This window comes from Streptomyces sp. NPDC089919, from assembly GCF_040684615.1.
Lineage (GTDB): Bacteria > Actinomycetota > Actinomycetes > Streptomycetales > Streptomycetaceae > Streptomyces.
The window spans coordinates 1-23486 of the sequence record NZ_JBFBGK010000011.1; the positions used below are offsets into that span (position 1 = coordinate 1).

Annotated in this window: 20 protein-coding genes and 1 pseudogene; 12 read left to right on the top strand and 9 right to left on the bottom strand. The window is 76.2% G+C overall.

Annotated features, from left to right (window positions below):
- Nucleotides 1-95 (top strand): annotated as a pseudogene (locus AB0O40_RS07230) (ABC transporter ATP-binding protein); the annotation flags it as partial.
- A gap of 60 nt (nt 96-155) precedes the next feature.
- Nucleotides 156-1154 (top strand): DUF3068 domain-containing protein, encoded by a 999-nt coding sequence (locus tag AB0O40_RS07235; protein WP_365036728.1) that lies wholly within the window; start codon nt 156-158, stop codon nt 1152-1154.
- Nucleotides 1155-1178: 24 nt separating this feature from the next.
- Here AB0O40_RS07235 and hrpB read toward each other — a convergent pair whose 3' ends face one another.
- On the bottom strand, nt 1179-3743 hold the full coding sequence (hrpB, locus tag AB0O40_RS07240) for an ATP-dependent helicase HrpB (protein WP_365036558.1): 2565 nt from the start codon (nt 3741-3743) through the stop codon (nt 1179-1181).
- A gap of 4 nt (nt 3744-3747) precedes the next feature.
- A complete protein-coding gene (locus AB0O40_RS07245) occupies nt 3748-4743 on the bottom strand; it encodes a class I SAM-dependent methyltransferase (protein WP_365036560.1) in 996 nt (331 codons plus the stop codon).
- A gap of 341 nt (nt 4744-5084) precedes the next feature.
- Between AB0O40_RS07245 and rpsA the strand changes: the two genes are divergently transcribed.
- The 4 genes from rpsA to AB0O40_RS07265 all read left to right on the top strand — a co-directional run bounded on the left by rpsA (nt 5085) and on the right by AB0O40_RS07265 (nt 8883).
- Nucleotides 5085-6599: a 30S ribosomal protein S1 gene (rpsA, locus tag AB0O40_RS07250; RefSeq protein WP_365036562.1), complete on the top strand. Its 1515-nt coding sequence runs from the start codon at nt 5085-5087 to the stop codon at nt 6597-6599.
- A gap of 216 nt (nt 6600-6815) precedes the next feature.
- Nucleotides 6816-7754, top strand: coding sequence for a PAC2 family protein (locus AB0O40_RS07255; protein ID WP_365036564.1), 939 nt, complete (start codon nt 6816-6818; stop codon nt 7752-7754).
- A gap of 31 nt (nt 7755-7785) precedes the next feature.
- The gene (coaE, locus tag AB0O40_RS07260) at nt 7786-8391 is read left to right on the top strand and encodes a dephospho-CoA kinase (protein WP_365036566.1); all 606 of its coding nucleotides are present in this window, start codon (nt 7786-7788) and stop codon (nt 8389-8391) included.
- Nucleotides 8392-8493: 102 nt separating this feature from the next.
- Entirely contained in the window at nt 8494-8883 is a 390-nt protein-coding gene (locus AB0O40_RS07265; protein ID WP_365036730.1) for a tetratricopeptide repeat protein, read from the top strand.
- A gap of 13 nt (nt 8884-8896) precedes the next feature.
- Here AB0O40_RS07265 and AB0O40_RS07270 read toward each other — a convergent pair whose 3' ends face one another.
- Both AB0O40_RS07270 and AB0O40_RS07275 read right to left on the bottom strand, forming a co-directional pair.
- Nucleotides 8897-9163, bottom strand: a complete 267-nt coding sequence (locus AB0O40_RS07270; RefSeq protein ID WP_365036568.1) for a DUF6343 family protein — start codon at nt 9161-9163, stop codon at nt 8897-8899.
- A 67-nt stretch (nt 9164-9230) separates the two neighbouring features.
- Complete coding sequence (locus AB0O40_RS07275) at nt 9231-9857, bottom strand: hypothetical protein (RefSeq protein ID WP_365036570.1); 627 nt, start codon at nt 9855-9857, stop codon at nt 9231-9233.
- A 170-nt stretch (nt 9858-10027) separates the two neighbouring features.
- Between AB0O40_RS07275 and AB0O40_RS07280 the strand changes: the two genes are divergently transcribed.
- The 4 genes from AB0O40_RS07280 (at nt 10028) to AB0O40_RS07295 (ending at nt 16742) form a co-directional block, all read left to right on the top strand.
- Nucleotides 10028-11539, top strand: coding sequence for a helix-turn-helix domain-containing protein (locus AB0O40_RS07280; protein WP_365036572.1), 1512 nt, complete (start codon nt 10028-10030; stop codon nt 11537-11539).
- A 335-nt stretch (nt 11540-11874) separates the two neighbouring features.
- Nucleotides 11875-14706 carry an SNF2-related protein gene (locus tag AB0O40_RS07285; RefSeq protein ID WP_365036574.1) on the top strand — a complete coding sequence of 944 codons (2832 nt, stop codon included), beginning with the start codon at nt 11875-11877 and terminating at the stop codon, nt 14704-14706.
- A complete protein-coding gene (locus AB0O40_RS07290; RefSeq protein ID WP_365036576.1) occupies nt 14703-15944 on the top strand; it encodes an SWIM zinc finger family protein in 1242 nt (413 codons plus the stop codon). The genes AB0O40_RS07285 and AB0O40_RS07290 overlap by 4 nt, the downstream gene beginning before the upstream one ends.
- A 126-nt stretch (nt 15945-16070) precedes the next feature.
- Nucleotides 16071-16742: a chaplin gene (locus tag AB0O40_RS07295; protein WP_365036578.1), complete on the top strand. Its 672-nt coding sequence runs from the start codon at nt 16071-16073 to the stop codon at nt 16740-16742.
- Nucleotides 16743-16758: 16 nt separating this feature from the next.
- On the opposite strand, the gene AB0O40_RS07300 is transcribed toward AB0O40_RS07295, so the two are convergent.
- Together AB0O40_RS07300 and AB0O40_RS07305 are read right to left on the bottom strand one after the other, a co-directional pair.
- A complete protein-coding gene (locus tag AB0O40_RS07300; protein ID WP_365036580.1) occupies nt 16759-17424 on the bottom strand; it encodes a DUF2293 domain-containing protein in 666 nt (221 codons plus the stop codon).
- 89 nt (nt 17425-17513) lie between these two features.
- On the bottom strand, nt 17514-18965 hold the full coding sequence (locus AB0O40_RS07305; RefSeq protein WP_365036581.1) for a WGR domain-containing protein: 1452 nt from the start codon (nt 18963-18965) through the stop codon (nt 17514-17516).
- Nucleotides 18966-19112: 147 nt separating this feature from the next.
- On the opposite strand from AB0O40_RS07305, the gene AB0O40_RS07310 reads away from it, so the two are divergent.
- On the top strand, nt 19113-19760 hold the full coding sequence (locus AB0O40_RS07310; protein ID WP_365036583.1) for a uridine kinase: 648 nt from the start codon (nt 19113-19115) through the stop codon (nt 19758-19760).
- A gap of 14 nt (nt 19761-19774) precedes the next feature.
- Here the strand turns inward: AB0O40_RS07310 and AB0O40_RS07315 are convergent, their stop codons facing one another.
- Both AB0O40_RS07315 and AB0O40_RS07320 read right to left on the bottom strand, forming a co-directional pair.
- Entirely contained in the window at nt 19775-20674 is a 900-nt protein-coding gene (locus AB0O40_RS07315) for a PfkB family carbohydrate kinase (RefSeq protein ID WP_365036585.1), read from the bottom strand.
- Nucleotides 20671-21597, bottom strand: a complete 927-nt coding sequence (locus AB0O40_RS07320; RefSeq protein WP_365036586.1) for a pseudouridine-5'-phosphate glycosidase — start codon at nt 21595-21597, stop codon at nt 20671-20673. The genes AB0O40_RS07315 and AB0O40_RS07320 overlap by 4 nt, the downstream gene beginning before the upstream one ends.
- A 178-nt stretch (nt 21598-21775) precedes the next feature.
- Here AB0O40_RS07320 and AB0O40_RS07325 point away from each other — a divergent pair, with 178 nt between their 5' ends.
- Nucleotides 21776-22153: a cupin domain-containing protein gene (locus AB0O40_RS07325; RefSeq protein WP_365036588.1), complete on the top strand. Its 378-nt coding sequence runs from the start codon at nt 21776-21778 to the stop codon at nt 22151-22153.
- Nucleotides 22154-22173: 20 nt separating this feature from the next.
- Here the strand turns inward: AB0O40_RS07325 and AB0O40_RS07330 are convergent, their stop codons facing one another.
- Nucleotides 22174-23475 (bottom strand): MFS transporter, encoded by a 1302-nt coding sequence (locus tag AB0O40_RS07330; protein WP_365036590.1) that lies wholly within the window; start codon nt 23473-23475, stop codon nt 22174-22176.
- Nucleotides 23476-23486 lie beyond the last annotated feature (11 nt).

Sequence of the window (23486 nt, forward strand, 5' to 3'; positions counted from 1 at the left end):
CGGACCGGCTCGGCGTCGGCACCCTGGGCCACCGGCCGCTGCACACCCTCTCCGGCGGCCAGTTGCAGCGCATGTACCTGGCCCGGGCGATCGGCCCTCGCCGAAGCCGCTGCTCACCACCGCGCCCACGGCCCCCGGTCAGTAGGAGGAGCCCCATGAGACGCCGAGCGAGCCTGGTCCTCCTGGCCTTCGCCGTGTTCTTCGCCAGCCTCTCCCCGCTGATGCGCTGGTACATGTACCCGCGCCTGGCGAAGATCCCGCCGAGCCAGTACCAGGAGGCGGTGCTGGAGGCGCAACCGGCCACGCTGCTGGACTACGGCACCCTCCAGCCCAAGAAGGTCTCCAAGATCACCATCGTGCAGACCCTCAAGGGGAACGTGGAGCGCTCCCGGGAGATCGAGGCCAGCGCCGGCAAGGACGTGGTCGTCTGGGACACCCTCTCCTACGTGCTGGGCCCCGACGGCAAGATGGTCTCCCAGATCCCCGAGCGGTACATCTTCGACGCCCACACCCAGGACCCGGTGCACGCCACCGGCGAGATGGTCGACGGGGAGCCGGTCCGCCGCGAGGGCGTGGAGTTCAAGTTCCCCTTCTTCACCGAGCCGCGGGACTACCTGTACTTCGACGCCCAGACCCGCACCTCGGCGCCCATCCACTACGTCGGCCCCCGGAAGTTCCACGGGCTGGACGTGTACTACTTCGAGCAGACCATCCCCTGGACCAAGGTGCCCTTCCCCAAGAAGATGCCGATCCCCGGCATCGACCCGGCCACCATCGAGACCGCCTTCGGGACCTCCCGCTGGTACACCACCAAGCGGATGTTCTGGGTCGACCCGGTCACCGGCGCCCCCGTCAACGGCGAGGAGATCCACAGCGAGGAGCTGCGCGGCGGCACCCTCGCCGCCGCCGCGCCCGGCCAGCGGCTGGTGGTCTTCCAGGGGCACGTCAAGATGCGCGAGGACTACCTGCGGCACACCGTCGACCTGGTCAAGGCCAACCGGATCAAGATCCTCACCCTGCACACGTACGCCCCCGTCGGCCTGGCCGTCGGCGGGGCCGGGCTGCTCGCCCTGGCGCTGTGGCTGGAGGCCCGTACCCGGCGGCGGCCCGCGCCCGGCGCGCCGGTGCTGGTGCCGGAGCCGGTGGAGGCCTGAGCCGCCGGCCCGGCCGGCCGGGCGTCAGCGGCGCAGGCGGGCGTTGGTGTGGCGGGTGGGCTCGGCGGTCGCCGGGTCCTCGGGCCAGGGGTGCTTGGGGTACCGGCCGCGCAGCTCCGCCCGGACGGCCTGGTAGCCGTTCTTCCAGAAGGAGGCCAGGTCGGCGGTGACCGCGGCGGGCCGGCCGGCCGGCGAGAGCAGGTGCACCAGGACCGGTACCCCCGCCACCCGGGGCGTCTCGCCCAGCCCGAACAGCTCCTGGAGCTTGACGGCCAGCACCGGCTGCCCGGCCGAGTAGTCCACCCGGATCCGGGACCCGCTGGGCACCTCCAGCCGCTCGGGGGCCAGCGCGTCCAGCCGGCCGGCCTCGCCGGTGGACCAGGGCAGCAGCCGGTTCAGTGCCTGGCCCGCGTCGAGCCGGGCCAGGTCCGCGCGGCGGCGGGCCCGGGACAGCTCCGGCTCCAGCCACTCCCCGGCCCGGTCCAGCAGGGCCTCCTCCGTGACCTCCGGCCAGGGGTCGCCGAGCGTGCGGTGCAGGAAGCCGAGCCGCTCGCGCAGCCCCTGGGCGTCCTGGGACCAGCGCAGCAGGGCGGTCCCCTCGGCCCGCAGCCCCGCCAGCAGCGCGGCCCGCACCAGCTCCGGGTCGGGGTCCTTGAGCGGGCGTACGGACAGCTCGACCGCGCCGAGCCGGGCCACGCGGCGGGCCACCACGTCCCCGCGGTCCCAGCGGACCTCCGCGCCCTCCGAGGCGAGGTGCGCGGCGGCCGTCCTGGCCGTGTCCTCGTCGATGACGGCGGCCAGCCGGACGCGGGCGTCCGTGGCGGCGGCGGGGCGGTCGGCCACGGCGACGGCCAGCCAGTCCGCGTCGCCCAGGCGCGACCCGTCCCCGGTGACGGCCCCGGTCCCGGAGGCCATCAGGTACTGGCCCCGGGACCGGGCCTTGGCCACCCGCTCCGGGAACGCCAGCGCGACCACCAGCCCGGCCAGCCGGTCGTCCGAGAGCGGTGCCCCCGGCGTCCGGCGCCCTTCGGGCTCCGCAGTCCGGGTCCCGGCCGCGTCCCGGCCGCGCGGGGTCCGGCCGCCCGCCGCGGTGGCGAGCCGGCCGGCCTCGGCGCGCCAGCGGGCGGCGTAGGCGTCGCCGCCGGCGCGGGCCGAGCGCCAGGCGCCGGCCAGGTCGTCCCCGTACTCCCGCGGCGGCTCCTCGCTCAGCAGTGCCACCACCTCGGCGACCCGGCGCAGCCCGGCGGCGCCGCCGGCCACGGCGTCCGCACCGTCGAGCAGGGCCCGCGCCAGGCGGGGGTGGACGCCCAGGCGGGACATGGCCTCGCCGCGCGGGGTGACGCGGCCGGCCGGGTCGAGGGCGCCGAGGACCGTCAGGCCGTCCCGGGCCGCGGCCAGGGCTCCGGCCGGCGGCGGGTCCAGCAGGGCCAGGCCGGTGGCCGAGGGGTCGCCCCAGCGCGCCGCCTGGAGGGCGAAGGCGGACAGCTCCGCCAGCCGGATCTCCGGGGTGGGGAAGGCGGGCAGCCGGTCGTGCTCGGCCGCCGCCCAGCAGCGGTAGACGGCGCCCGGCGCCTCGCGTCCGGCCCGGCCCGCCCGCTGCCGGGCCGCGGCCCGGGAGGCGCGTACCGTCGTCAGCGCGCCCAGCCCCCGCGCATGGTCGGTGCGCGGCTCGCGCGCCAGTCCCGCGTCCACCACGACCCGGACCCCGGGCACGGTCAGCGAGGACTCGGCCACCGCGGTGGCCAGCACCACCCGCCGCCGCTCGCCGCCGGCCAGCACCGCGTCCTGGACGGCCGCGGGGGCCCGCCCGTGCACCTGGAGCAGTTCGGCGTCCACCCCGGACAGCAGTCCGGCCACCCGGGCGATCTCGCCCACCCCGGGCAGGAAGCACAGGACGTCCCCGGGGCGTTCGGCGAGGGCCCGCCGCACCACCGAGGCCACGTGCGCCAGCAGCGCCGGGTCCACCCGCATGCCGTGCGGCGGCCGTACCGGGCGGGCCGGCGGGGCCCACACCACCTCGACGGGGTGCGCGACCTCGGCCGCCGACACCACCGGTACGTCGCCCAGCAGGCGGGCCCAGCCCGCCGCGTCGGTGGTCGCCGAGGCGGCCACCAGGCGCAGCTCGGGCCGCAGCGCCGCGCGGACGTCCAGCAGGAAGGCGGCGGCCGTGTCGGCGTCCAGGTGCCGCTCGTGGCACTCGTCCAGTACGACCACGTCCACCCCGGCCAGCTCCTGGTCGCGCTGGAGCCGCTGGAGCAGGACGCCGGTGGTGACCACCTCGACGACCGTGCCGGGTCCGGCCACCCGCTCGCCGCGCACCGTGAAGCCCACCGACTCGCCCACCCGCTCGCCCAGCAGCCAGGCCATCCGGCGGGCCGCCGCCCGGGCCGCGATCCGGCGCGGTTCGGCGACCAGCACCCGGCGGCGGGGGCCGTCGCCGGTGAGCCCGGCCAGGACCAGCGGCACCAGCGTCGTCTTGCCGGTGCCCGGCGGGGCGCAGAGCACCGCCGCGCCGGGTCCGTCGAGGGCCGCGGTCAGGGCGGGCAGGGCGGACCGGACCGGCAGGGCGTCCAGGGCTTCGCGGCGCACCGGGTCAGGCCCTCCCCGTGGTGTCGTCCCGCTCGCACACGAAGATCGCGGTGCCGGGCAGGAGGTTGCCGCGCAGCGGCGACCAGCCGCCCCACTCCTGGGTGTTCCAGGCCGGCCACTCCGGCTCCACCAGGTCCACCAGCCGGAAGCCGCCCGCGGTGATCTCCCGGACCCGGTCGCCCAGGGTGCGGTGGTGCTCGACGTAGACCGCGTGCCCTTCGGCGTCCTGCTCGACGTACGGGGTGCGGTCGAAGTAGGAGGCGGACACGGACAGGCCCTCGGGTCCCGGCTCGTCCGGGAAGGCCCAGCGGACGGGGTGGGTCACCGAGAACACCCAGCGGCCGCCGGGCCGCAGCACCCGGTGCACCTCGCGGAAGACGGCCACCGGGTCGGCGACGAAGGGGACCGCGCCGTAGGCGGAGCAGGCCAGGTCGAAGGAGCCGTCCCGGAAGGGCAGTGCGCCCGCGTCCGCCTCTACGAGCGGGACGGCGCCGCCGTCGATCCGCAGGGCGTGCTGGAGCTGGCGGTGGGAGAGGTCCAGGGCCACCGGGCGGGCGCCCTGCGCGGCCAGCCAGCGGGAGCACTGGGCGGCGCCGGCGCCGATCTCCAGGACGGCCAGGCCCTTGAGGGAGCCGGCCGGCCCGAGGAGGCCGGCGTCCGCCTCGTCCAGGCCCTCGGGGCCCCAGACGAAGCGGTCGTCGCCGAGGAAGGAGCCGTGCTCGCTCTGGTACTCGTCGGCGTTGCGGTCCCACCAGCCGCGGTTGGCCCGGCTGCTCTCGGTCCCGCCGGCCTCGCGGCGGACGGCCTCGCCGTCGTCCTCGTCGGCGTCGTCGTACCCGTACGCGTCCGCTTCCTCTTCGTACGTCTCGCCCGGGCGCCGGACCGGGCCGCCGGGGCGCGGGTGCGCGTCGCCGTGCGTGCCGCGGCCGTCGCCGTGGGTTTCGTTCCTGCCGCCGGGGGCGTCGTACGCGCCTTCGGCGGTCACATCCTCTTGGCTCATCGGACCCGTCGTCGTAGTCTTCGCGCAAGGCCGGGACGGCCTGCCCGTGCGGGAGTTGCGGTGCGATCGTGCCGGGGGAGCGGAGGTCTGCGCCCGGGCGCCCGGCTTCCGCATTGACCCTGTCCGGCCGTCCCCGTATGCTACAAGTTGCGCTGCGAGCCTGTGCTCCTCAGACCTAGCAGGCTGCGCTCGCATCTGTTGCAACCCCTCGGTTTTCGAGGCCCTCCCCGTGTTCTGCGGATGGAGGCCTCCTTGGCTGTCCGGCTTAAGGCAGACGCGATAAGGGCTCCCGGCGTAGCAGTACCTACGACTTTCTGTCCGTAACCGGAGCCCTTTCCCACATGACGAGCAGCACCGAGACCACCGCCACCACCCCGCAGGTTGCGGTCAACGACATCGGTAACGAGGAAGCCTTCCTCGCCGCGATCGACGAGACGATCAAGTACTTCAACGACGGCGACATCGTCGACGGCGTCATCGTGAAGGTCGACCGGGACGAGGTCCTGCTCGACATCGGTTACAAGACCGAAGGCGTCATCCCGAGCCGCGAGCTCTCGATCAAGCACGACGTCGACCCGAACGAGGTCGTCAAGGTCGGCGACGAGATCGAGGCCCTTGTTCTCCAGAAGGAGGACAAGGAAGGCCGCCTGATCCTCTCGAAGAAGCGCGCCCAGTACGAGCGTGCCTGGGGCACCATCGAGAAGATCAAGGAAGAAGACGGCATCGTCACCGGTACCGTCATCGAGGTCGTCAAGGGTGGTCTCATCCTCGACATCGGCCTCCGCGGCTTCCTCCCGGCCTCCCTGGTCGAGATGCGCCGTGTCCGCGACCTCCAGCCCTACGTGGGCAAGGAGCTCGAGGCGAAGATCATCGAGCTGGACAAGAACCGCAACAACGTGGTCCTGTCCCGCCGCGCCTGGCTCGAGCAGACCCAGTCCGAGGTTCGCCAGACGTTCCTCACCACCCTGCAGAAGGGTCAGGTCCGCTCCGGCGTCGTCTCCTCGATCGTCAACTTCGGTGCCTTCGTGGACCTGGGTGGCGTCGACGGTCTGGTCCACGTCTCCGAGCTGTCCTGGAAGCACATCGACCACCCGTCCGAGGTCGTCGAGGTCGGCCAGGAGGTCACGGTCGAGGTCCTGGACGTCGACATGGACCGCGAGCGCGTCTCCCTGTCGCTGAAGGCGACCCAGGAGGACCCGTGGCAGCAGTTCGCCCGGACCCACCAGATCGGTCAGGTCGTCCCGGGTAAGGTCACCAAGCTCGTTCCGTTCGGTGCGTTCGTGCGCGTCGACGAGGGCATCGAGGGCCTGGTCCACATCTCCGAGCTGGCCGAGCGCCACGTGGAGATCCCGGAGCAGGTCGTCCAGGTCAACGACGAGATCTTCGTCAAGGTCATCGACATCGACCTCGAGCGTCGTCGCATCTCGCTGTCGCTGAAGCAGGCCAACGAGTCCTTCGGTGCCGACCCGGCGTCGGTCGAGTTCGACCCGACCCTGTACGGCATGGCCGCGTCCTACGACGACCAGGGCAACTACATCTACCCCGAGGGCTTCGACCCGGAGACCAACGACTGGCTCGAGGGCTTCGACAAGCAGCGCGAGGCCTGGGAGACCCAGTACGCCGAGGCGCAGCAGCGCTTCGAGCAGCACCAGGCCCAGGTCATCAAGAGCCGCGAGGCCGACGAGGCCGCTGCCGCTGCGGGCGAGGCCGCTCCGGCCGCGGGTGGCGGTGCCGGTGCCGGTGCTGGCATCTCGGGTGGTTCGTACTCCTCGGAGTCGGACGAGACCTCCGGCGCCCTGGCGTCCGACGAGGCCCTGGCCGCGCTCCGCGAGAAGCTGGCCGGCGGCCAGAGCTGATCACGGCGCAGCGACCTTCACGCCCCGGCGTGAGCTGAGCTGAAACGGTAAGGCCCGTCCCCTTCGGGGGGCGGGCCTTACTGCGTTTTCCGCCCTTACGTCCCGTTCCGGCCGCGCTTTCCACGGCCGGATTCGCGTGAAACCCGTCAACTGGGGAATGACGCCGGGGGCTTGCACGTTCTTGACTAGGAACGCGGCGAGGGAGGAGTGGTGACGGTGCTGGATCCACAGGGTTTGTACGAATGGGACGCCAAGGGTCTGGCGGTGGTGGACCTGGCGCTCAACCAGGACTCGGCCGGGCTCGTCATGCTCTACCACTTCGAGGGGTACATCGACGCCGGCGAGACCGGTGAGCAGATCGTGGAGCGGCTGCTGGACACGCTGCCGCACCAGGTCGTCGCCCGCTTCGACGCCGACCGGCTGGTCGACTACCGGGCCCGGCGGCCGCTGCTGACCTTCCAGCGCGACCACTGGACGGAGTTCGAGGAGCCCGCGCTGGAGGTGCGGCTGGTCCAGGACGCCACCGGCGCCCCCTTCCTGCTGCTCAGCGGCCCGGAGCCGGACGTCGAGTGGGAGCGCTTCGCCAAGGCCGTCCAGCAGATCGTCGAGCGGCTGGGCGTGCGGCTGTCGGTGAACTTCCACGGCATCCCGATGGGCGTCCCGCACACCCGCCCGGTGGGCATCACCCCGCACGGCAACCGCGTCGACCTGATGCCCGGCCACACCAGCCCCTTCGACGAGGCGCAGGTCCCGGGCAGCGCCGAGTCGCTGGTCGAGTTCCGCCTCGGCCAGGCCGGCCACGACGTCCTCGGCGTCGCCGCGCACGTCCCGCACTACATCGCCCGCTCCCCGTACCCGGACGCCGCGCTGACCGCGCTGGAGGCCATCACGGCCGCCACCGGCCTGGTGCTGCCCGGGGTCGCGCACGCGCTGCGCACCGAGGCGCACCGCACCCAGACGGAGATCGACCGGCAGATCCGGGAGGGCGACGAGGAGCTGGTCTCGCTCGTCCAGGGCCTGGAGCACCAGTACGACGCGGCGGCCGGCGCGGAGACCCGCGGCAACATGATCGCGGAGCCCGCCGAGATCCCCTCGGCCGACGAGATCGGCCGCGAGTTCGAGCGCTTCCTCGCGGAGCGGGAGGGCGACGCGTAGCCGCCCGGCCGGGCCGTCTAAGCTGCGGGCCATGCTGAAGGTCGGGTTGACGGGCGGAATCGGTGCCGGCAAGAGCGAGGTCTCGCGGCTGCTCGCGGAGTACGGGGCGGTGATCGTCGACGCCGACCGCATCGCGCGGGAGGTGGTCGAGCCGGGCACCCCCGGCCTCGCCGCGGTGGTCGCCGCCTTCGGTGAAGGGGTCCTGGCCGCCGACGGCACCCTGGACCGGCCCAAGCTGGGCGGCATCGTCTTCGCCGACCAGGACAAGCTCAAGACGCTCAACGCCATCGTGCACCCGCTGGTCGGGGCCCGCTCAGCGGAGCTGGAGGCCGCCGCCGGCCCGGACGCGATCGTCGTCCACGACGTACCGCTGCTCACCGAGAACGGCCTGGCGCCGCTGTACGACCTGGTGGTCGTGGTGGACGCGGCGCCGCAGACGCAGCTGGACCGGCTGACCGCCCGGCGCGGGATGGCCGAGCAGGAGGCGCGGGCCCGGATGGCCGCCCAGGCCGACCGCGCCCAACGCCTGGCCGTCGCCGACCTGGTGATCGACAACGACGGCCCGCTGGAGGCGCTGGCCCCGCAGGTCCGCCGGGTGTGGGCGGAGCTCACCGCCCGGGCGGCGGCCCGCCCCTGACGCTCCCCGGAGGCGCCGGCGCGGGCCCGGCCCGGAATACGCGCGCCCGAGGGGGCGTTGGACCTCCCTGAAAAGGGAAGGAAGTTGACCGTGACGGAGCGCATGCCCAGCAGCCCGGAGACCCACGTCATCGACTACCGCGCGGCGGAGCGGCTGCTCGAGGCCCGCGACCCGCGGGGCGCGGTCAAGCTGCTCGACTCGGTCATCGCCGCCCACCCGGAGAACACCGCGGCCCGGCTGCTGCGCGCCCGGGCCTTCTTCGCCGCCGCCCAGCTGCGGCCCGCGGAGCTGGAGTTCGAGCTGGTGCTGGAGCGGGAGCCGGACAACGCCTTCGCGCACTTCGCGCTCGCCCGGACCTGTGAGCGGGCCGGCAAGCCCGAGCGGGCCCGACGGCACTTCCGGCTGGCCGCCGCGCTCGACCCGCAGCCCGAGTACCTCGCGGCGGCCCGCTTCGAGGGACCCCGGTCCGAGGAGCCCCCGGCCGGCAGCTGACCGGCCGGGACCCTCAGCGGGGGTTGCCGCGGTCGGGTTCGTACGGCGGGACGTCCCGGCCCGGCTGGTAGTGCGGGCCCTGCCGGAGGTGCCGGACGATCATCGCCAGGTCCACGCACGCCAGCACCAGCAGCGCCCCGCAGGCCGCCGCCCAGCCGGGCCGGCCCGCCACTGCGAAGGCCGCGGTGCCCAGCCCGGCCCACAGCAGGCCCCACACGCTCAGCCAGAACCGCAGCCGCAGCGGGCTGCGGGCATTGACGGGTTCGTTTCCGGTCCGCATGGCCATCGCCTCTGTCTCCGACGCTCCTACCCGGGGGCGCCGGGGTCAAGCCCGGGACCGGCCCCGGTCAGGGGTTGAGCTTGTTCACGGCGGTGACCGTGGTCTTCTTGAAGGCCTTGACCGGGGCGTGGGCGAGATCGCCCATCTGGGACCAGTTGACGACCGTGACGGTCGCGCCGTCCCGGCCGATGCCGTACAGGTGCACGCCCGGCTCGGAGTCCGGGACCGAGGTGTGCACCCCGTAGACGTGCGCCCCCTCCTCGACGGTCAGCTTGCCGTAGTCCTGCCAGCTCGCCGTCCCGCCGGGCATGTTCCGCAGCCAGTCCGCGGCGCAGGCCGCGACCTTGCGCTCGAGGGCGCCCGCCAGCTTCGCCGCGGCGGCCGAGGAGGCGGTGCGTACGGAGATCTGCACGGCGCCGGTGTCGACGTCGGTGCCGAAGCCGCGGTGCCAGGCGCCGGTGGCGGGCAGGGCGCGGGACAGGCAGAAGGGCGGGGTCTCCGGCAGGCCCCGGGTCACCTTGCCGGTGTGCCAGGGCGAGGACGGGTGGGCCGGGAGGTCCCGGCCGGTGAGGAAGCCGGGCGCGGTGGCGGCGGCCGGTCCGGTGGGCCCGGCCAGTGCGGCCGGGGCGGTCAGACCCGCGACGACGGCCGTGGTGACGGTCGTGGCGGCGATGGCGATGGCGCGGATGAGCACGGTGGTTCTCCCCGTTTTCGGTCTCTCTTCGGTGTGGCAGGACCACGGTCCCCGGATGCGGGGGAGTCGGGCAACGGAACGCCGGCGATCCGGGACACTGGAACGGCTGCACATGCCGCCAGCTGGGGTGATGGCCCCGGGGTGGAACGGCCGGGTGGAACGGGGGAGTCGTGGGCGGGTCGGAACGGGTGCCGGAGACCGGGGCGTTCGCGCGCCTGATGCGGGAGCTGAAGGAGGGCTCGGGGCTCAGCTACGGCGTGCTCGCCAAACGACTGCACGTCAGCACCTCGACCCTGCACCGGTATTGCAACGGCGACGCGGTGCCGACGGAGTTCGCGACCGTCGACCGCTTCGCCCGGGCCTGCGGGGCCGGCCGGGACCAGGCCCTGGCCCTCCACCGCGCCTGGCTCCTCGCGGACGCCCGCCGGCGGTCGGCGGTCCCCGGGGAAGAGGCGGCGGCCGAGGCCACCGTGCCCGCGGCGGCCGAGGAGCCGGGCGCCGGGCCGGGTGAGGACGCGGCGGGCGCGGCGGCCGGAGCGGGTGAGGGATCTGCGGGGCTTGCGGCCAGGACGGCCGGGGAGCCGGCTGCGGGGCCCGCGACCGGTGACCGCGCGGTGGAGTCGGGCGCGGCGGCTGCGAGGCCCGCCGCAGGGTCTGCGGCCGGTGGCGGGGCGGTGGAGCCGGGCGGCCCGGCGCCGGCCGCCGTGGTGGAGGAGGCGCACGTCCCCGTCGGGGCCGGGGGCCGGCGGGACCGGCGGTGGTGGTGGGGCGGGGCCGCCGCGGTGGCGGTGGTGTCGGCCGTGGCGGTCGGCGCGGCCGGCCTGACCGGTGGGACGCCCGGGCGGGAGCAGCGGGGCGCGGCGGCCGTCCGGCCCTCCCCCCAGGGGCTCGGCGGGGCCCGGCCGCAAGGGACGCCGACGGGCGTCCCCGCCAGTGCCGCGCCCACGGGTACGGGCAGCCCCGCGCCCGGCGCCTCCGCATCGGTCTCCGGGTCCCCGTCCGCCCCCGGGACGGCCCGGCCGTCCGCGTCCGCCCCGGGGACCCGGGCGCCCGCGGAGCCTCCGGCCGGGGCCGCGCCGCTGGCGGTGTCCGTCCGCTCGCACGTGTGGGCCAACGGCTGCGACCACGCCTACCTGAGCGAGCGCGGGCCCGCGGACGTCCCGCCGCCCCCGGCCGAGCAGGACGCCCCGGCCTGGGCCGCGGCCCAGCGCGCGGTCCACGGCAAGCGGCAGATCGTCGAGGCGACCGTGACCGGCGCGGGCCCGGGGCCCGTGGTCCTGCAGGCCCTGGACGTGCGGGTGGTGGGCCGCCGGGCCCCGCTCCGCTGGAACCTGTACGGCATGTCCATGGGCTGCGGGGGCGCGCTGACCCCGGCCGCGTACGCGGTCAACCTGGACGCCCCGCGCCCGCTGGCCCGCCCGCTGCCCGGCAACGACGCCGGGGAGCCGCTGCCCGCCCCCGCGCTCCCGCTCAAGGTCTCGGCGGCCGACCCGGCGGTGATCCGGGTGGAGGCCGCGACCACGGGCTGCGACTGCGACTGGTACCTGGAGCTGCGCTGGGTGGCCGGGGACCGCTCCGGCACCGTCCGGATCGACGCCGCCGGACGCCCCTTCCGTACCAGCGCGGCCCTCGGGCCGTCGTACGGGTACGCCTACGACCGGGGGGGTTGGGCGCGGGACTGAGCGGCGGCACACTCCGTGGTGTGCGGGGCCGCGTGCCCCGTTGGGTGGTGTGGGGGAGCCCCTTGAGCGTGGTGTGTGGGTCCCCGCGCCCCTTGACGGGGGGTGGCCTGCAGGCCCTGCGGCAGGCCCACCCCGGGGACTTCGCGGCTTCGCCGTGACCTGCGGTCATCCCCGGCCCGGGCCTGCCTCCGGACCAGCCTGCCACCCCCCGTCAAGGGGCTCCCCCACACACCACGCTCAAGGGGCTCCCCCACACACCAAGCAGGTCGGGGGCGCTGTCGGTGGGCCCGCCTAGACTCGGCGGCAGTGATCCTACGAGCGCCGGGGGAGGGGCCGTGACCGAGACCGCCGGGCCCGGGCTCCGCCGTGCCGCCGCGGTGTTCCTGCCCGCGGCCGTGCCCCGCGAGGGCCGGATCGCCTTCTGGTCCCCGGCGGGCGAGCCGCTGCCGGCCGGCGCGGAGCCGCTGACCGTGGTTGTCGCGCACGGCCCCGGCGCCCGGAGCCGGACGGTGCCCGCCGTCGTGCTTGAGGTGGCCGACGCCCTGCCGCTGCTGGTCCGGGCCCGGCACGACCCGGCCGCGCATCCGGCGGCCCGCTGCTGGGGCGCCGCCGCCCACCACGCCCTGGGCCTGCTCGCCCGGGGCCGGCTGCTGCCCGGGCTGACCGCCGAGGACGTCGACGCCTGGCGGGTCGGCCCCCTGGAGGCGGCCGACGTGGACCACCTGCGGGCGGTGGCCGCCGCCATGCCCCCCGAGGCGCACGCCACGCCCCTGCCGGGCCGGCCGCTGCGGCTGCCCGAGCCCGAGGCGCTGGTGCGGGCCTTCCTCGACGCCGTCGCCGACGCCCTGCCCCGCACCCCCGCCGCGGCGCACGCCCTGGGCCGGCCGTTCGCCGCCCGGGAGCCCCAGCGGCTGCCCGGGATCCGGGACTGGGCCGCCGAGGTGGCGGCCGGCGCGGACACCGGGGTGGGCGTCTCGCTGCGCCTGGACCTGCCGGCCCGGGGCCTCTTCGACTCCTCGGACGACCCGCAGGAGGGCCCCGGGGCCGCCCGCGGGGTGCCGCGCCGCGCCGGGGCGGCCGTCCTCCAGGTGCACAGCCTCGCCGACCCGACGCTGGTGACCGACGCGGGCCCGCTGTGGGCCGGGACGGCCGCCGACGGCTTCGGGCCCCGGGCCCGGATCGACACCGTGCTGGCCCTGCGGCGGGCCGCCCGGGCCTGGCCGCCGCTGCTGCGGTTCCTGGACCAGCCCGTACCGGACGTCCTGGCGCTCTCCGACCCCGAGCTCGAGGACCTGCTCGGGGTGGCCGCCACCCGGCTGGCCGCCGTGGGCGTCCCGGTGCACTGGCCCCGGGAGCTGGCCCGGACGCTGACCGCCCGGGCGGTGCTGCGCGCCGCGCCCGGCTCCGCCGCGGACGGCACGTCCTTCTTCGACACCGGCGACCTCTTCTCGTTCGCCTGGGAGATCGCCCTCGGCGAGGACCGGCTGACCCCGGCCGAGCTGGACGCGCTCGCCGCCGCGCACCGCCCGGTGGTCCGGCTGCGCGACCAGTGGGTGCGGGTCGATCCGGCCCTGGTCCGCAAGGCCCGCAAGCGGGAGCTGGGCCTGCTCGACCCGCTCGACGCGCTCGCCACCGCCCTGACCGGGACCGTCGAGGTCGACGGCGAGCAGGTGGAGGCCGTGCCGGTGGGCGCGCTGGCCGCGCTGCGCGGGCGGCTGACCGCCGAGCTGCCACCGGCCCCGCAGCCGCCCGGGCTGGCCGCCACCCTGCGCGAGTACCAGCTGCGCGGGCTGGCCTGGCTGGACCTGATGACCTCGCTGGGGCTGGGCGGCTGCCTCGCCGACGACATGGGGCTGGGCAAGACCGTCACCCTGATCGCCCTCCACCTGCGCCGGGCCCACCGCCGGCCGACGCTGGTGGTCTGCCCCGCCTCGCTGCTGGGCAACTGGCAGCGGGAGATCGAGCGGTTCGCCCCGGGGGTGCCGGTCCGCCGCTTCCACGGCACCGGCCGCAGCCTGGCGGGGCTCCCCGACCCCGGCGGCTTCGTGCTCACCACGTACGGCACGCTGCGCGCCAGCGCGGCCCTGCTCGCCGGGCAGTCCTGGGGGATGGTCGTGGCCGACGAGGCGCAGCACGTGAAGAACCCGCACTCGGCCACCGCCCGGGCGCTGCACGGCATCCCGGCCCCGGCGCGGGTGGCGCTGACCGGCACGCCCGTGGAGAACAACCTCTCCGAGCTGTGGGCGCTGCTCGACTGGACCACCCCGGGACTGCTCGGCCCGCTGACGACCTTCCGGGCCCGGCACGCCCGCGCGGCCGAGCAGGAGGTCAATCCGGGACACGAGGAGGCGGTGGCCCGGCTGGCCCGCCTGGTGCGGCCCTTCCTGCTGCGCCGTCGGAAGTCCGATCCGGGGATCGCGCCCGAGCTGCCGCCGAAGACCGAGACGGACCACCCGGTCGCGCTCACCCGCGAGCAGGTCGCCCTCTACCGGGCCACGGTCGACGAGACGATGGCGCTGATCGAGGCCAGCGAGGGGATCGCCCGGCGGGGGCTGGTGATGAAGCTGCTGGCCTCCCTCAAGCAGATCTGCAACCACCCGGCGCAGTACCTGAAGGAGGAGCACCCGAGGACCGCGCACCGCTCCGGCAAGCTGGCCCTGCTCGACGAGCTGGTGGACACCATCGTGGCCGAGGGCGGCGCGGTGCTGGTGTTCACGCAGTACGTCACGATGGCGCGGATCCTCTCCGCCCATCTGACGGCCCGGGGCGTCCCCTCGCAGCTGCTGCACGGCGGGACCCCGGTGGCTGCCCGGGAGGAGCTGGTGGACCGCTTCCAGTCCGGTGAGGTCCCGGTGTTCCTGCTGTCGCTCAAGGCCGCCGGTACCGGACTGAACCTCACCCGGGCGGGCCATGTGATCCACTACGACCGCTGGTGGAACCCGGCGGTGGAGGAGCAGGCCACCGACCGGGCGTACCGGATCGGGCAGACCCAGCCGGTGCAGGTGCACCGGCTGATCGCCGAGGGCACCGTCGAGGACCGGATCGCGCTGATGCTGGAGTCCAAGCGGGCGCTGGCCGACGCGGTGCTCGGCGGCGGGGAGAGCGCGCTGACCGAGCTGACCGACGCCGAGCTGGCCGACCTCGTCTCGCTGCGCAGGCCCTCGTGATCAGCGCGCGGGAGGACCGCCGCCGTACCTTCGACCGGCTGCCGGCCGGCGGGGCGCCGACGAGTTGGTGGGGGCTGGCCTGGCTGGCGGCCCTGGAGGAGCGGGCGCAGGACGGGGCGCGGCTGGAGCGCGGCCGGGCCTACGCCGACGAGGGGCACGTCGACGCGGTGACCCTCACCCCCGGCCGGATCGTGGCCTATGTGCGGGGCAGCCGGCCGCGTCCGTACCGCACCTCGGTCGCGCTGGGGACCTTCTCGGACGAGCAGTGGTCGGAGTTCCTGGCGGCGGTGGCCGCCGATCCGGCGCAGCTGGCCGCCCTGTTGGAGCGGGAGGTGCCGCGGGGGCTGGCCGGGGCCCTGCTGCCCGGCCGGGGGGACCTGATCCCCAACTGCTCCTGTCCGGACTTCGCCCGGCCGCCCTGCAAGCACGCGGCGGCCCTGTGCTTCCTGCTGGCCCGGCTGCTGGACTCCGACCCGTTCGTGCTCCTGCTGCTGCGCGGCCGGGGGGAGCGGGAGGTGCTGGCGGAGCTGGGCCGGCGCAGTGCGCGGCACGAGGCGCGGGAGCGGCCGGCGGCCGCGGTCGAGCTGCCCGGGGTGTCGGCGCGGGCCGCGCTGGCCGCCGGGGTGCTGCCGCCGCTGCCGGAGCCGCTGCCGGTGCCGGTGGCGCCCGGGCATCCGGCGGCCTGCCCGCAGGAGCCGGGGGCGCCGGACCCGTTGGCGCTGGACCAGCTCGCGACGGACGCGGCGGTCCGGGCGCACGCCCTGCTGACCTCGGGTCAGGACCCGCTGGCGGGGCTCGGTCTGTGGCAGGACGCGGTCCGGCTGGCCGCCGGGCAGCCCACCTCGGGTCTGACGGGGGCGGCCCGGGCGCTGTACCGGGACCTGGCCGCGGCCACCGGACGCAGTACCACCGAACTGGCGTGCGCGGCCGCGGCCTGGCGCCAGGGCGGGCCCGTGGCGCTGGCGGTGCTGGAGGAGCCCTGGGACCCGCCGGCGGGTCCCTTCGACCGGGCCCGGCCGGCGCTGCTGGCCGCCGGCCGGGGGCCGTTCCGGCCGCACCGCAACCGCCTGACCTCGGCCGGGCGGCAGTTGCGGCTGGGCCGGGACGGCCTCTGGTACCCGTACGAGAGCGCGCCCGGGGAGGTCGAGGACTGGTGGCCGGCCGGGCCGCCGGCCGCCGATCCGGTCCTTGCGCTCACGGGTGACGGACCTTCCGAACGCGCTTACCCGATCGAGTGAAATGCGTATCGGCCATAACCCGAATGGCTTCATCGCGTTGATTCCGGTGCGGGTGGAACACCCGCGGACTCCTCACCGGAAGGCGGGACACAGATGCGGCAGGTTCGTCGAAGCGGCGTGATCGCGATGGCGGTTGCGGGAGGTGCGCTCTCCGTGGCGGGGGTGGCCGGGGCGGCGTACGCCGATGCGGACGCGGGCGGGCGCGCGGCCGGCTCGCCCGGCCTGGTCTCCGGGAATCTCGTGCAACTCCCCGTGCAGGTGCCGGTGAACGTCTGCGGCAACACCGTGAGCGTGGCCGGTCTGCTCAATCCTGCCGCCGGCAACACCTGCGTCAACGACTCGGGCCCGGGTGCGGGCCACGGCGGGCACGGGTCGAAACCCGTCGGCAAACCGGGCCCCGGGCGGGCCGGGGGCCAGGGCGCCGGCAGCGGCGGCGGGGCGCAGGCCACCGGCAGCGGAAAGGATTCGCCCGGGCTGCTCTCCGGCAACGGCATCCAACTGCCGGTGGACATCCCGCTGAACGTCAGCGGCAACTCCATCGGGGTGGCCGCCGTCGGCAACGCCTCGCACGGCAACACCTCCGTCAACGGCCCGGGTCCGGTCCGCGGGGGTGGCAAGCCGGTCCGGCCGCCCGTGGTAAAGCCGGTGCAGCCGCCCGCGAAGCCCGTGGCGCAGCCGCCGGCCGGGCCGCCGCTGGCGCACACCGGGGCGACCGGGCTCGGCTACCTCGCCCCCACCGGTGCCGGGCTGCTGCTCGGCGGGGCGCTGCTCTACCGGCGGTTCCGGCCCTCCTCCTGAAGACCGGCCGGGGGTGTCAGGCGGCGGGCTCGACCGGGGCCCGCCAGCCGTCCAGGACCGCGTCGATCCGGGCCGCCAGCCGGGCCCGGGCCTCGAACCGGGGCACCCCCGCCACCAGCAGCGCGTCGTAGTCGGTGTCGGTGTGGCGCACCGCGGCCCGCACCGCGACGGCGACGGTGTCCGGGTCCAGCGCCCGGCCGGCCGCGCTGCGGCCCACCCGCCCGCTGCCGCGCAGCGAGGCGTGCGCCGCGATGGCCAGGGCCCGCTCGGGCGGGATGCCCGGGAACAGCCGGCGGATCTCCCCGGCGAAGGCCGCGGTGAAGCGCACGTCCTCGGCGGTCCGCCGCACCCGGTCGCGGTCCCGCCGCCGGGCCCGCGCCGCCGCGTCGGCCAGGCAGCTCGCCCGCGCTCCGGCCAGCGCCGCCGCCTCGACCAGCAGCCCCTGGCGTTCGTGCCGCCGGCGGCGCCGGTTGTAGCGCACCACCACGGCGTGCCGGGAACTGCGCACCCGGGCCCGGCGGGTGAGGGCCGCGTCCCCCCGGGGCAGGAACACCAGCTCCCCGAGACCGGCGCAGTCCAGGCAGCGCGGCCGGCCGCCGTCGCGTATGTGGTGCCGCAGCGGGCCCGCGCGGCACCGGGAGCAGTGCACCGCCTTCAGCGGCTCGAAGACCACCTCGTCCATGCAGGGTTGATACCGCCGACGGGCCCTCCTCTCACCTGCCGCGCCGTGATCCTCCCGGTCGCCGCGCCCCGGTGCACCGGCGCACCGCCTCAGACCAGCCGGTGGATCTCGCCGCGCACCCGGTAGAACCCGGACGCGGGGTGCAGGCCGTCGACCACGTACCGGGCGCCCGGCTCGCGGATGCCGCGGGGGAACTGGACGTGCCAGGACTGCTCGTAGCCGCCCGAGACGACCTGGACGCGCAGCCGCCCGCCCTGCTGCACGCACTCGACCACGATCCCGCCCGCGGGCGCGGCGGAGACCGTCGGGACGTGGGCGACCGAGGCGGCCGGGGTGTACGTCGGCAGGGCCGCGGCCTGCTTGACGTCCACCGCGGTCGGGACGCTGCCCTGCTGGGCGGCGGCGATCGCCGCCTCGCTCGCGTCCACGCACACCAGCGAGCCGTCGGTGGTGACCAGGTAGAGCTTCCCGTCGAAGTACTGCATCGAGAGCGCCGAGCCGCCGCCGGTGCCGAGCTTCCACAGCCGGCGGCCGTCGGCGTCGAAGCAGTACACCGACGAGGACGAGTCGCCCGCGAAGACGTGCCGGCCGTCCGGCGAGGTGGCGCAGGAGTACACGGCCGTGTCGCAGCGGTACGTGGCCTCCAGGGCGCCGGTCCGCTTGGAGAAGCGCTGCACCACGTGCCGGCCGGTGCCGGCGTACACCGCGGTGTCCTCCTGCCAGCCGAACAGCACCGCGCCGTTGGTCGGGGCGTGCCACAACTCGCCGCCGCCGTCCGGGGCGTAGGCCGTCACGCCCTGGGAGTGGCCGTGGTAGACGGCGTCCCCGTCGGCCCGGACCATCCACGCGTTGGTGCCCGCCGAGCGGCGGGACCACTGGTACTCGTCCTCGTGGTCGATGACGGTCAGCCCGCCGGCGGCGTCCGCGACGTCCAGGACGCCCTCGTGGATGTCCAGCCAGAAGATGTCCACGTCCTCCGCGATGGTGTAGGCGCCGAAGGGCACCTTGGAGGACAGGTCGTAGACCGTGCCGTCGTCGCAGCCCGCGTAGATCCAGAACTCGTCCGCCACCAGGCACTTGACCCCGTCCGGCAGGGAGTAGCGGGCCAGCACCTCGCCGCCGTGGCTGAGGGTGTACACGTCGCCGGACTGGTTGCCCACCCAGCAGCGGTCCTCGTCCACATGGATGCCGAAGGCCGCGGCGCCGGTGCGGAAGCGCCACAGCACGGGCGCCACCGCCCGCGCCGTCGAGGGCGCGGAGGTCACCTGACGGCGGGTCACCGGGCGGGCCGCGCGCTGCCCGCGCACCGCCGGGGCGTAGCCCTTGCGGACCTTCTCGCCGACCTTCTTGGCCGCGGCCGCGCGGGCCTTGTCGGTCGTGGCGAAGGACGAGGTCTGCACCTGGCCCTCGGCCCCGATCCGGCCGTAGCGCACCGTCACGACCGTGCCGGCGACGGCGACTTCGTAGAACTTGTGCGCTCCGCCGCCGTCCTGCGACAGCTCCAGATACGTGACGTCCCCGGCCAACGCGACTCCGGACATGACAGACCCCTCCCAGGCAGGAACCGGCGGTCCTTCGCGCCGCCTCGGTCCCACGGGAAGAACGCTAGGCCCGGCCACTGACAACGCCCCCGGACCCGCCGGGGGCCCGGGCCGCCGGCCGCCCGGGGCGGGGCCGACAATGGGGGCGTGCGGATGGAAGCGATCACCTGGGAGCGGCTGGCCGAAGCCCTCGCCGGGCACCTCGAGGACCACCCCGGCACCCGGGACGGGAGCCCCTGGCCCCGGCTGGCGCTGGACGGCGCGCCCGCGGCCGGTACGGGCGAACTGGCGGCGGCCACCGCCGAGGCGCTGCGCCGGCGGGGCCGTCCGGTGCTGGTGGTCCCGGCCGACGGGTTCCTGCGGCCGGCCTCCCTGCGCTTCGAGTTCGGGCGCGAGGACGTCGACTCCTACCTGGGCGGCTGGTACGACACCGCCGCGCTGTGGCGGGAGGTGTTCGGCCCGCTGGAGCCGGGCGGCACCGGCCGGGTGCTGCCGGACCTGTGGGACCCGGCCACCGACCGGGCGACCCGCAGCCCGTACGTCGAACTGCCCCCGGGCGGGGTGGTGATCGTGCACGGCCCGCTGCTGCTCGGGCACTGGTTCCCCTTCGACCTGAGCCTGCACGTCCGGCTCTCCCCGGGCGCGCTGGCCCGCCGCACCCCGGCGGCCGAGCGCTGGACGCTGCCCGCGTTCGCCCGGTACGAGGCCGAGACCGATCCCGCGGCCGCCGCGGACGCGGTGGTCCGCGCCGACGACCCGCGCCACCCCGCCTGGAGCGGCATCCGGGCGGGCTGACGCCGGGCCGGGGCTCAGCCCGGCGGGCGGCCGCCCAGCCGTCCCACCGCCGCCGCGCCGGCCGCGCAGCCGGCCCGGGCCGCCGCTGCGGGGTCCGCGCCGCCGAGCCGGGCGGCCAGGAACCCGCCCGTGAAGGCGTCCCCGGCGCCCGTCGAGTCCACCGCCCGGGCCGGCCGGCCCGGCACCCGCGCGGTCACCGCGCCGCGTTCGGCGACCAGGGCGCCCGCCGCCCCGCGGGTCACCACCACCAGCGGCACCCGCCGGCTCAGCCCGGCCGCGGCCCGCGCCACGTCCTCCCCGGGCTCCACCCCGGCCAGCAGCCGTGCCTCGTCCTCGTTGGGCAGCAGCACCTCGGCCCCGCCGATCGCACTGAGGAAACGTTCCACCCCCCAGGCGGCCAGGAACCCCGCCGAGGCCGGGTCCACGCTCACCGGCACCCCGCGGTCCCGCGCCGTGCGCAGCGCGAGCCGGGCCAGCTCCCGGCTGGTCTCGCCGAAGAACAGGTAGCCGGACAGGTGCAGATGGGCGACCCCGTCCAGCAGCTCGGGCGCCCAGTCGGCGGGGGAGAGCCGCAGTGCGGCGCCGCTGTCGGTCAGGAAGGTCCGCTCGGCCTCGCCGTCCACCAGCGAGACGACCGTGGCGGTCGGCTCCGCCGGATCCACCACCAGGCGGGCCCGCACCCCCGCGGCCGCCAGCGCCCGCTCGTGCCAGTCGGCCGACTCGGTGCCCACCCTGGCCAGCAGCCCGACCTCCGCCAGGCCTTCATGGGCCGCCCAGCAGGCCGCGTTGGCCCCCGCGCCGCCCGGCAGGGTGCGGATCCGGGCCGCGGTGTCCGTCGCCGGGGCCAGCGGCTCCGGATGGACCGCCACCACGTCCGTGACCACGTCGCCGACGACCAGCAGGGCACCGCTCACCGGGGCTGGGCCCAGGCCGCCGCGATCCCGGCCGCCAGCCGGACGTTGCCGCGGACCGCCGCCAGGTTGGCCTCCAGCGATGCCCCGCCGGTCGCCCGTACCAGGTACGACAGCAGGAACGGCGTCACCGCCTGGCCGGTGATCCCGGCCGAACCGGCCGCGGCCAGCGCCTCGGCCAGCACCCGGTCGTGCAGCTCCGGGTCCAACTGCTCCTCCGCCGCGACCGGGTTGGCCACCAGGATCGCCGAGTCCGGCCCGCCGAGGGAGTCCTGGGCGGCCATCACGGCCGCAACCTGCCGCGGGCTGTCCACCGTCCAGTCCACCGGCTCGCCCGAACTGCGCAGGTAGAAGCCGGGGAAACGATCCGTCCCGTAGCCCAGGACGGTCACCCCCAGCGTCTCCAGCCGCTGCAGCGTGGCCGGTACGTCGAGGATCGACTTCACCCCGGCGCAGACCACCGTGATCCGGGTCCGGGCCAGCAGCGCCAGGTCGGCCGACTCGTCCTGGGTCGCGGTCCACTCGCGGTGGACGCCGCCCAGCCCGCCGGTGGCGAAGACGCGCAGCCCCGCGCGGGCGGCCAGGAAGGCGGTGGCCGAGACCGTGGTCGCGCCGCTCGCCCCGGTCGCCAGCGCCGCCGGCAGGTCCCGGTGGCCCAGCTTGCGCACCGCGTCGTCCCCCGCGACCCGCTCCAACTGGGCCTTGTCCAGGCCCGCGTACGGCACCCCGTCGAGCACCGCGACGGTCGCCGGCACCGCGCCCCGGGCCCGTACCAGCGCCTCCAGCTCCTCGCCCACCTGGAGGTTGCGGGGGCGTGGCAGGCCGTGCGCGAGGATCGTGGACTCGAGGGCGACGACGGGGCGCCGCGCGGCGAGGGCCTCGCGGACTTCCTCCGACAGGACCGGGATCGCTGAGTGCTGTGGCATGTCCCCATCCATGGCACGCCGTCCGCCGCCGCAAACGCGCCGCCGCCGGTACGGCGTGATCACGCCCCCCAGCAGGCCCGGAAGGGCCCCACGGCCGGACACAGTGCCGGGCGAACGGCGCCGACGCTGGACGTCCTGGTCACCGACCGGGGCGCGGGGTGCGCACTAGGGTGCGGGCATGAGCACGAACGACCACGCCTCCGCAGCCCCCCTCCCCGCCTCCTTCGCCGTCTCGGTCCCCGACGCCGAGCTCGAGCCGGAGCCGCTGGACCCCGCGCAGATCGTCGCCGGCACGCCGGTCGTCACCGGGAAGGTGTTCTGGGAGTCCCCGGACGGCCGGCAGCTGCGCGGGATCTGGCAGATCACCCCGGGCGTGGTCACCGACACCGAGGCCGACGAGCTGTTCGTGGTGCTCAGCGGCCGGGCCACCATCGAGGTGGCCGGCGGCGAGACGCTGGAGGTCGGCCCCGGCTCGGCGGCCGTCCTGCGCGAGGGCGACCGCACCACGTGGACGGTCCACGAGACCCTGCGCAAGGCGTACCACATCAACCTCTGACGGCCCGGGCCCGCGCGTCCCTACGGGGCCTTGGCGGGCACCACGGGGTGGCGGCGCGAGGTGACCAGCGCCAGCGCCGCCACCGGCAGCAGCAGGCAGGCGCCGATGAGGTTCAGCCAGCCGTAGCCGGCCGTGGAGACGACCAGGCCCGCCGCGGCGCCGCCCAGGCCCGCGCAGGCGTTCATGGTGAGGTCCGACAGGCCCTGTACGGCGGCCCGGGCCGGGGTGGGCACCGAGTCGGTCAGCAGCGCCGAACCGGAGACCATGCCGGCCGACCAGCCCAGGCCCAGCAGGAAGAGTCCGGCGGCGGTCTGGGCGTGCCGGTCGCCCGCGGTGCCGGCGAGGGCCGCGGCGACCGCGATCAGCCCGGCCGCCAGGCCGATCACCGAGAACCGCCCGATCCGGTCCGCCAGCCAGCCCCACACGGGCGAGAAGGCGTACATGCCGGCGATGTGGCCGCTGATGACCAGGCCGACCAGCTCCAGGTCGGCGCCGTGGTGGCCGAGGTCCACCGGGGTCATGACCATGATCGAGACCATGGCGGTGTGCGAGACGGCGACCGTGACCAGCGCGAGCCGGGCCCGGGGCGAGGCGGCCACGGCCGCCAGACCGGCCCGCAGCGAGCGGCCCTCCGCGCGCTGGGCCGCCGGACCGGCCAGCGCCCGCGCGGTGAGCAGCGGATCGGGCCGCAGGAGTACCCCGACCACGATCGCGGCCAGCAGGAAGATCCCGGCGGCCCACAGGAACGGGCCGGCCCGCTCGGGTATCGCGGTGTCCGCGAAGCTGCGGCTCGCCGGCGCGGACAGGTTGGGGCCGAGGACGGCGCCGAGGGTGGTGGCCCACACGACCGTGGAGATGGCCCGGGCGCGGTGGTCGGGGGCGGCCAGGTCGGCCGCCGCGAACCGGGCCTGGAGGTTGGCCGAGGAGCCGGCGCCGAAGGCCGCCATGCCCAGGAGCAGCAGCGGGAAGCTGCCGAGGACGGCGCCGAGCACCACCAGGCCGCCGCCCACGGCCCCGATCAGGTACGCGAGGACCAGGCCGGGGCGCCGGCCGCGGGAGGTCATCAGCGCGGCCAGCGGCAGCGACAGCAGCGCGGTGCCGGTCACCGAGGCCGTGGGGGCCAGCCCCGAGAGGGCTTCGTTGCCGCTGACCTCGGTGGCCAGCACCGGGGCGAGCGCGATGCCGATGGGGACGCCGAGGCCGCCGAGGACCTGGCTGGCCATGAGCACGGCGTTGGTGCGCCGGCGCAGGGCGGGGAGCTGGTCCGCGGCGACCGGCGGGGCGTCGGCGCAGGGCGCCGGAGGGGCGGGGTCGGTGGTCACCCCCGCAGTCT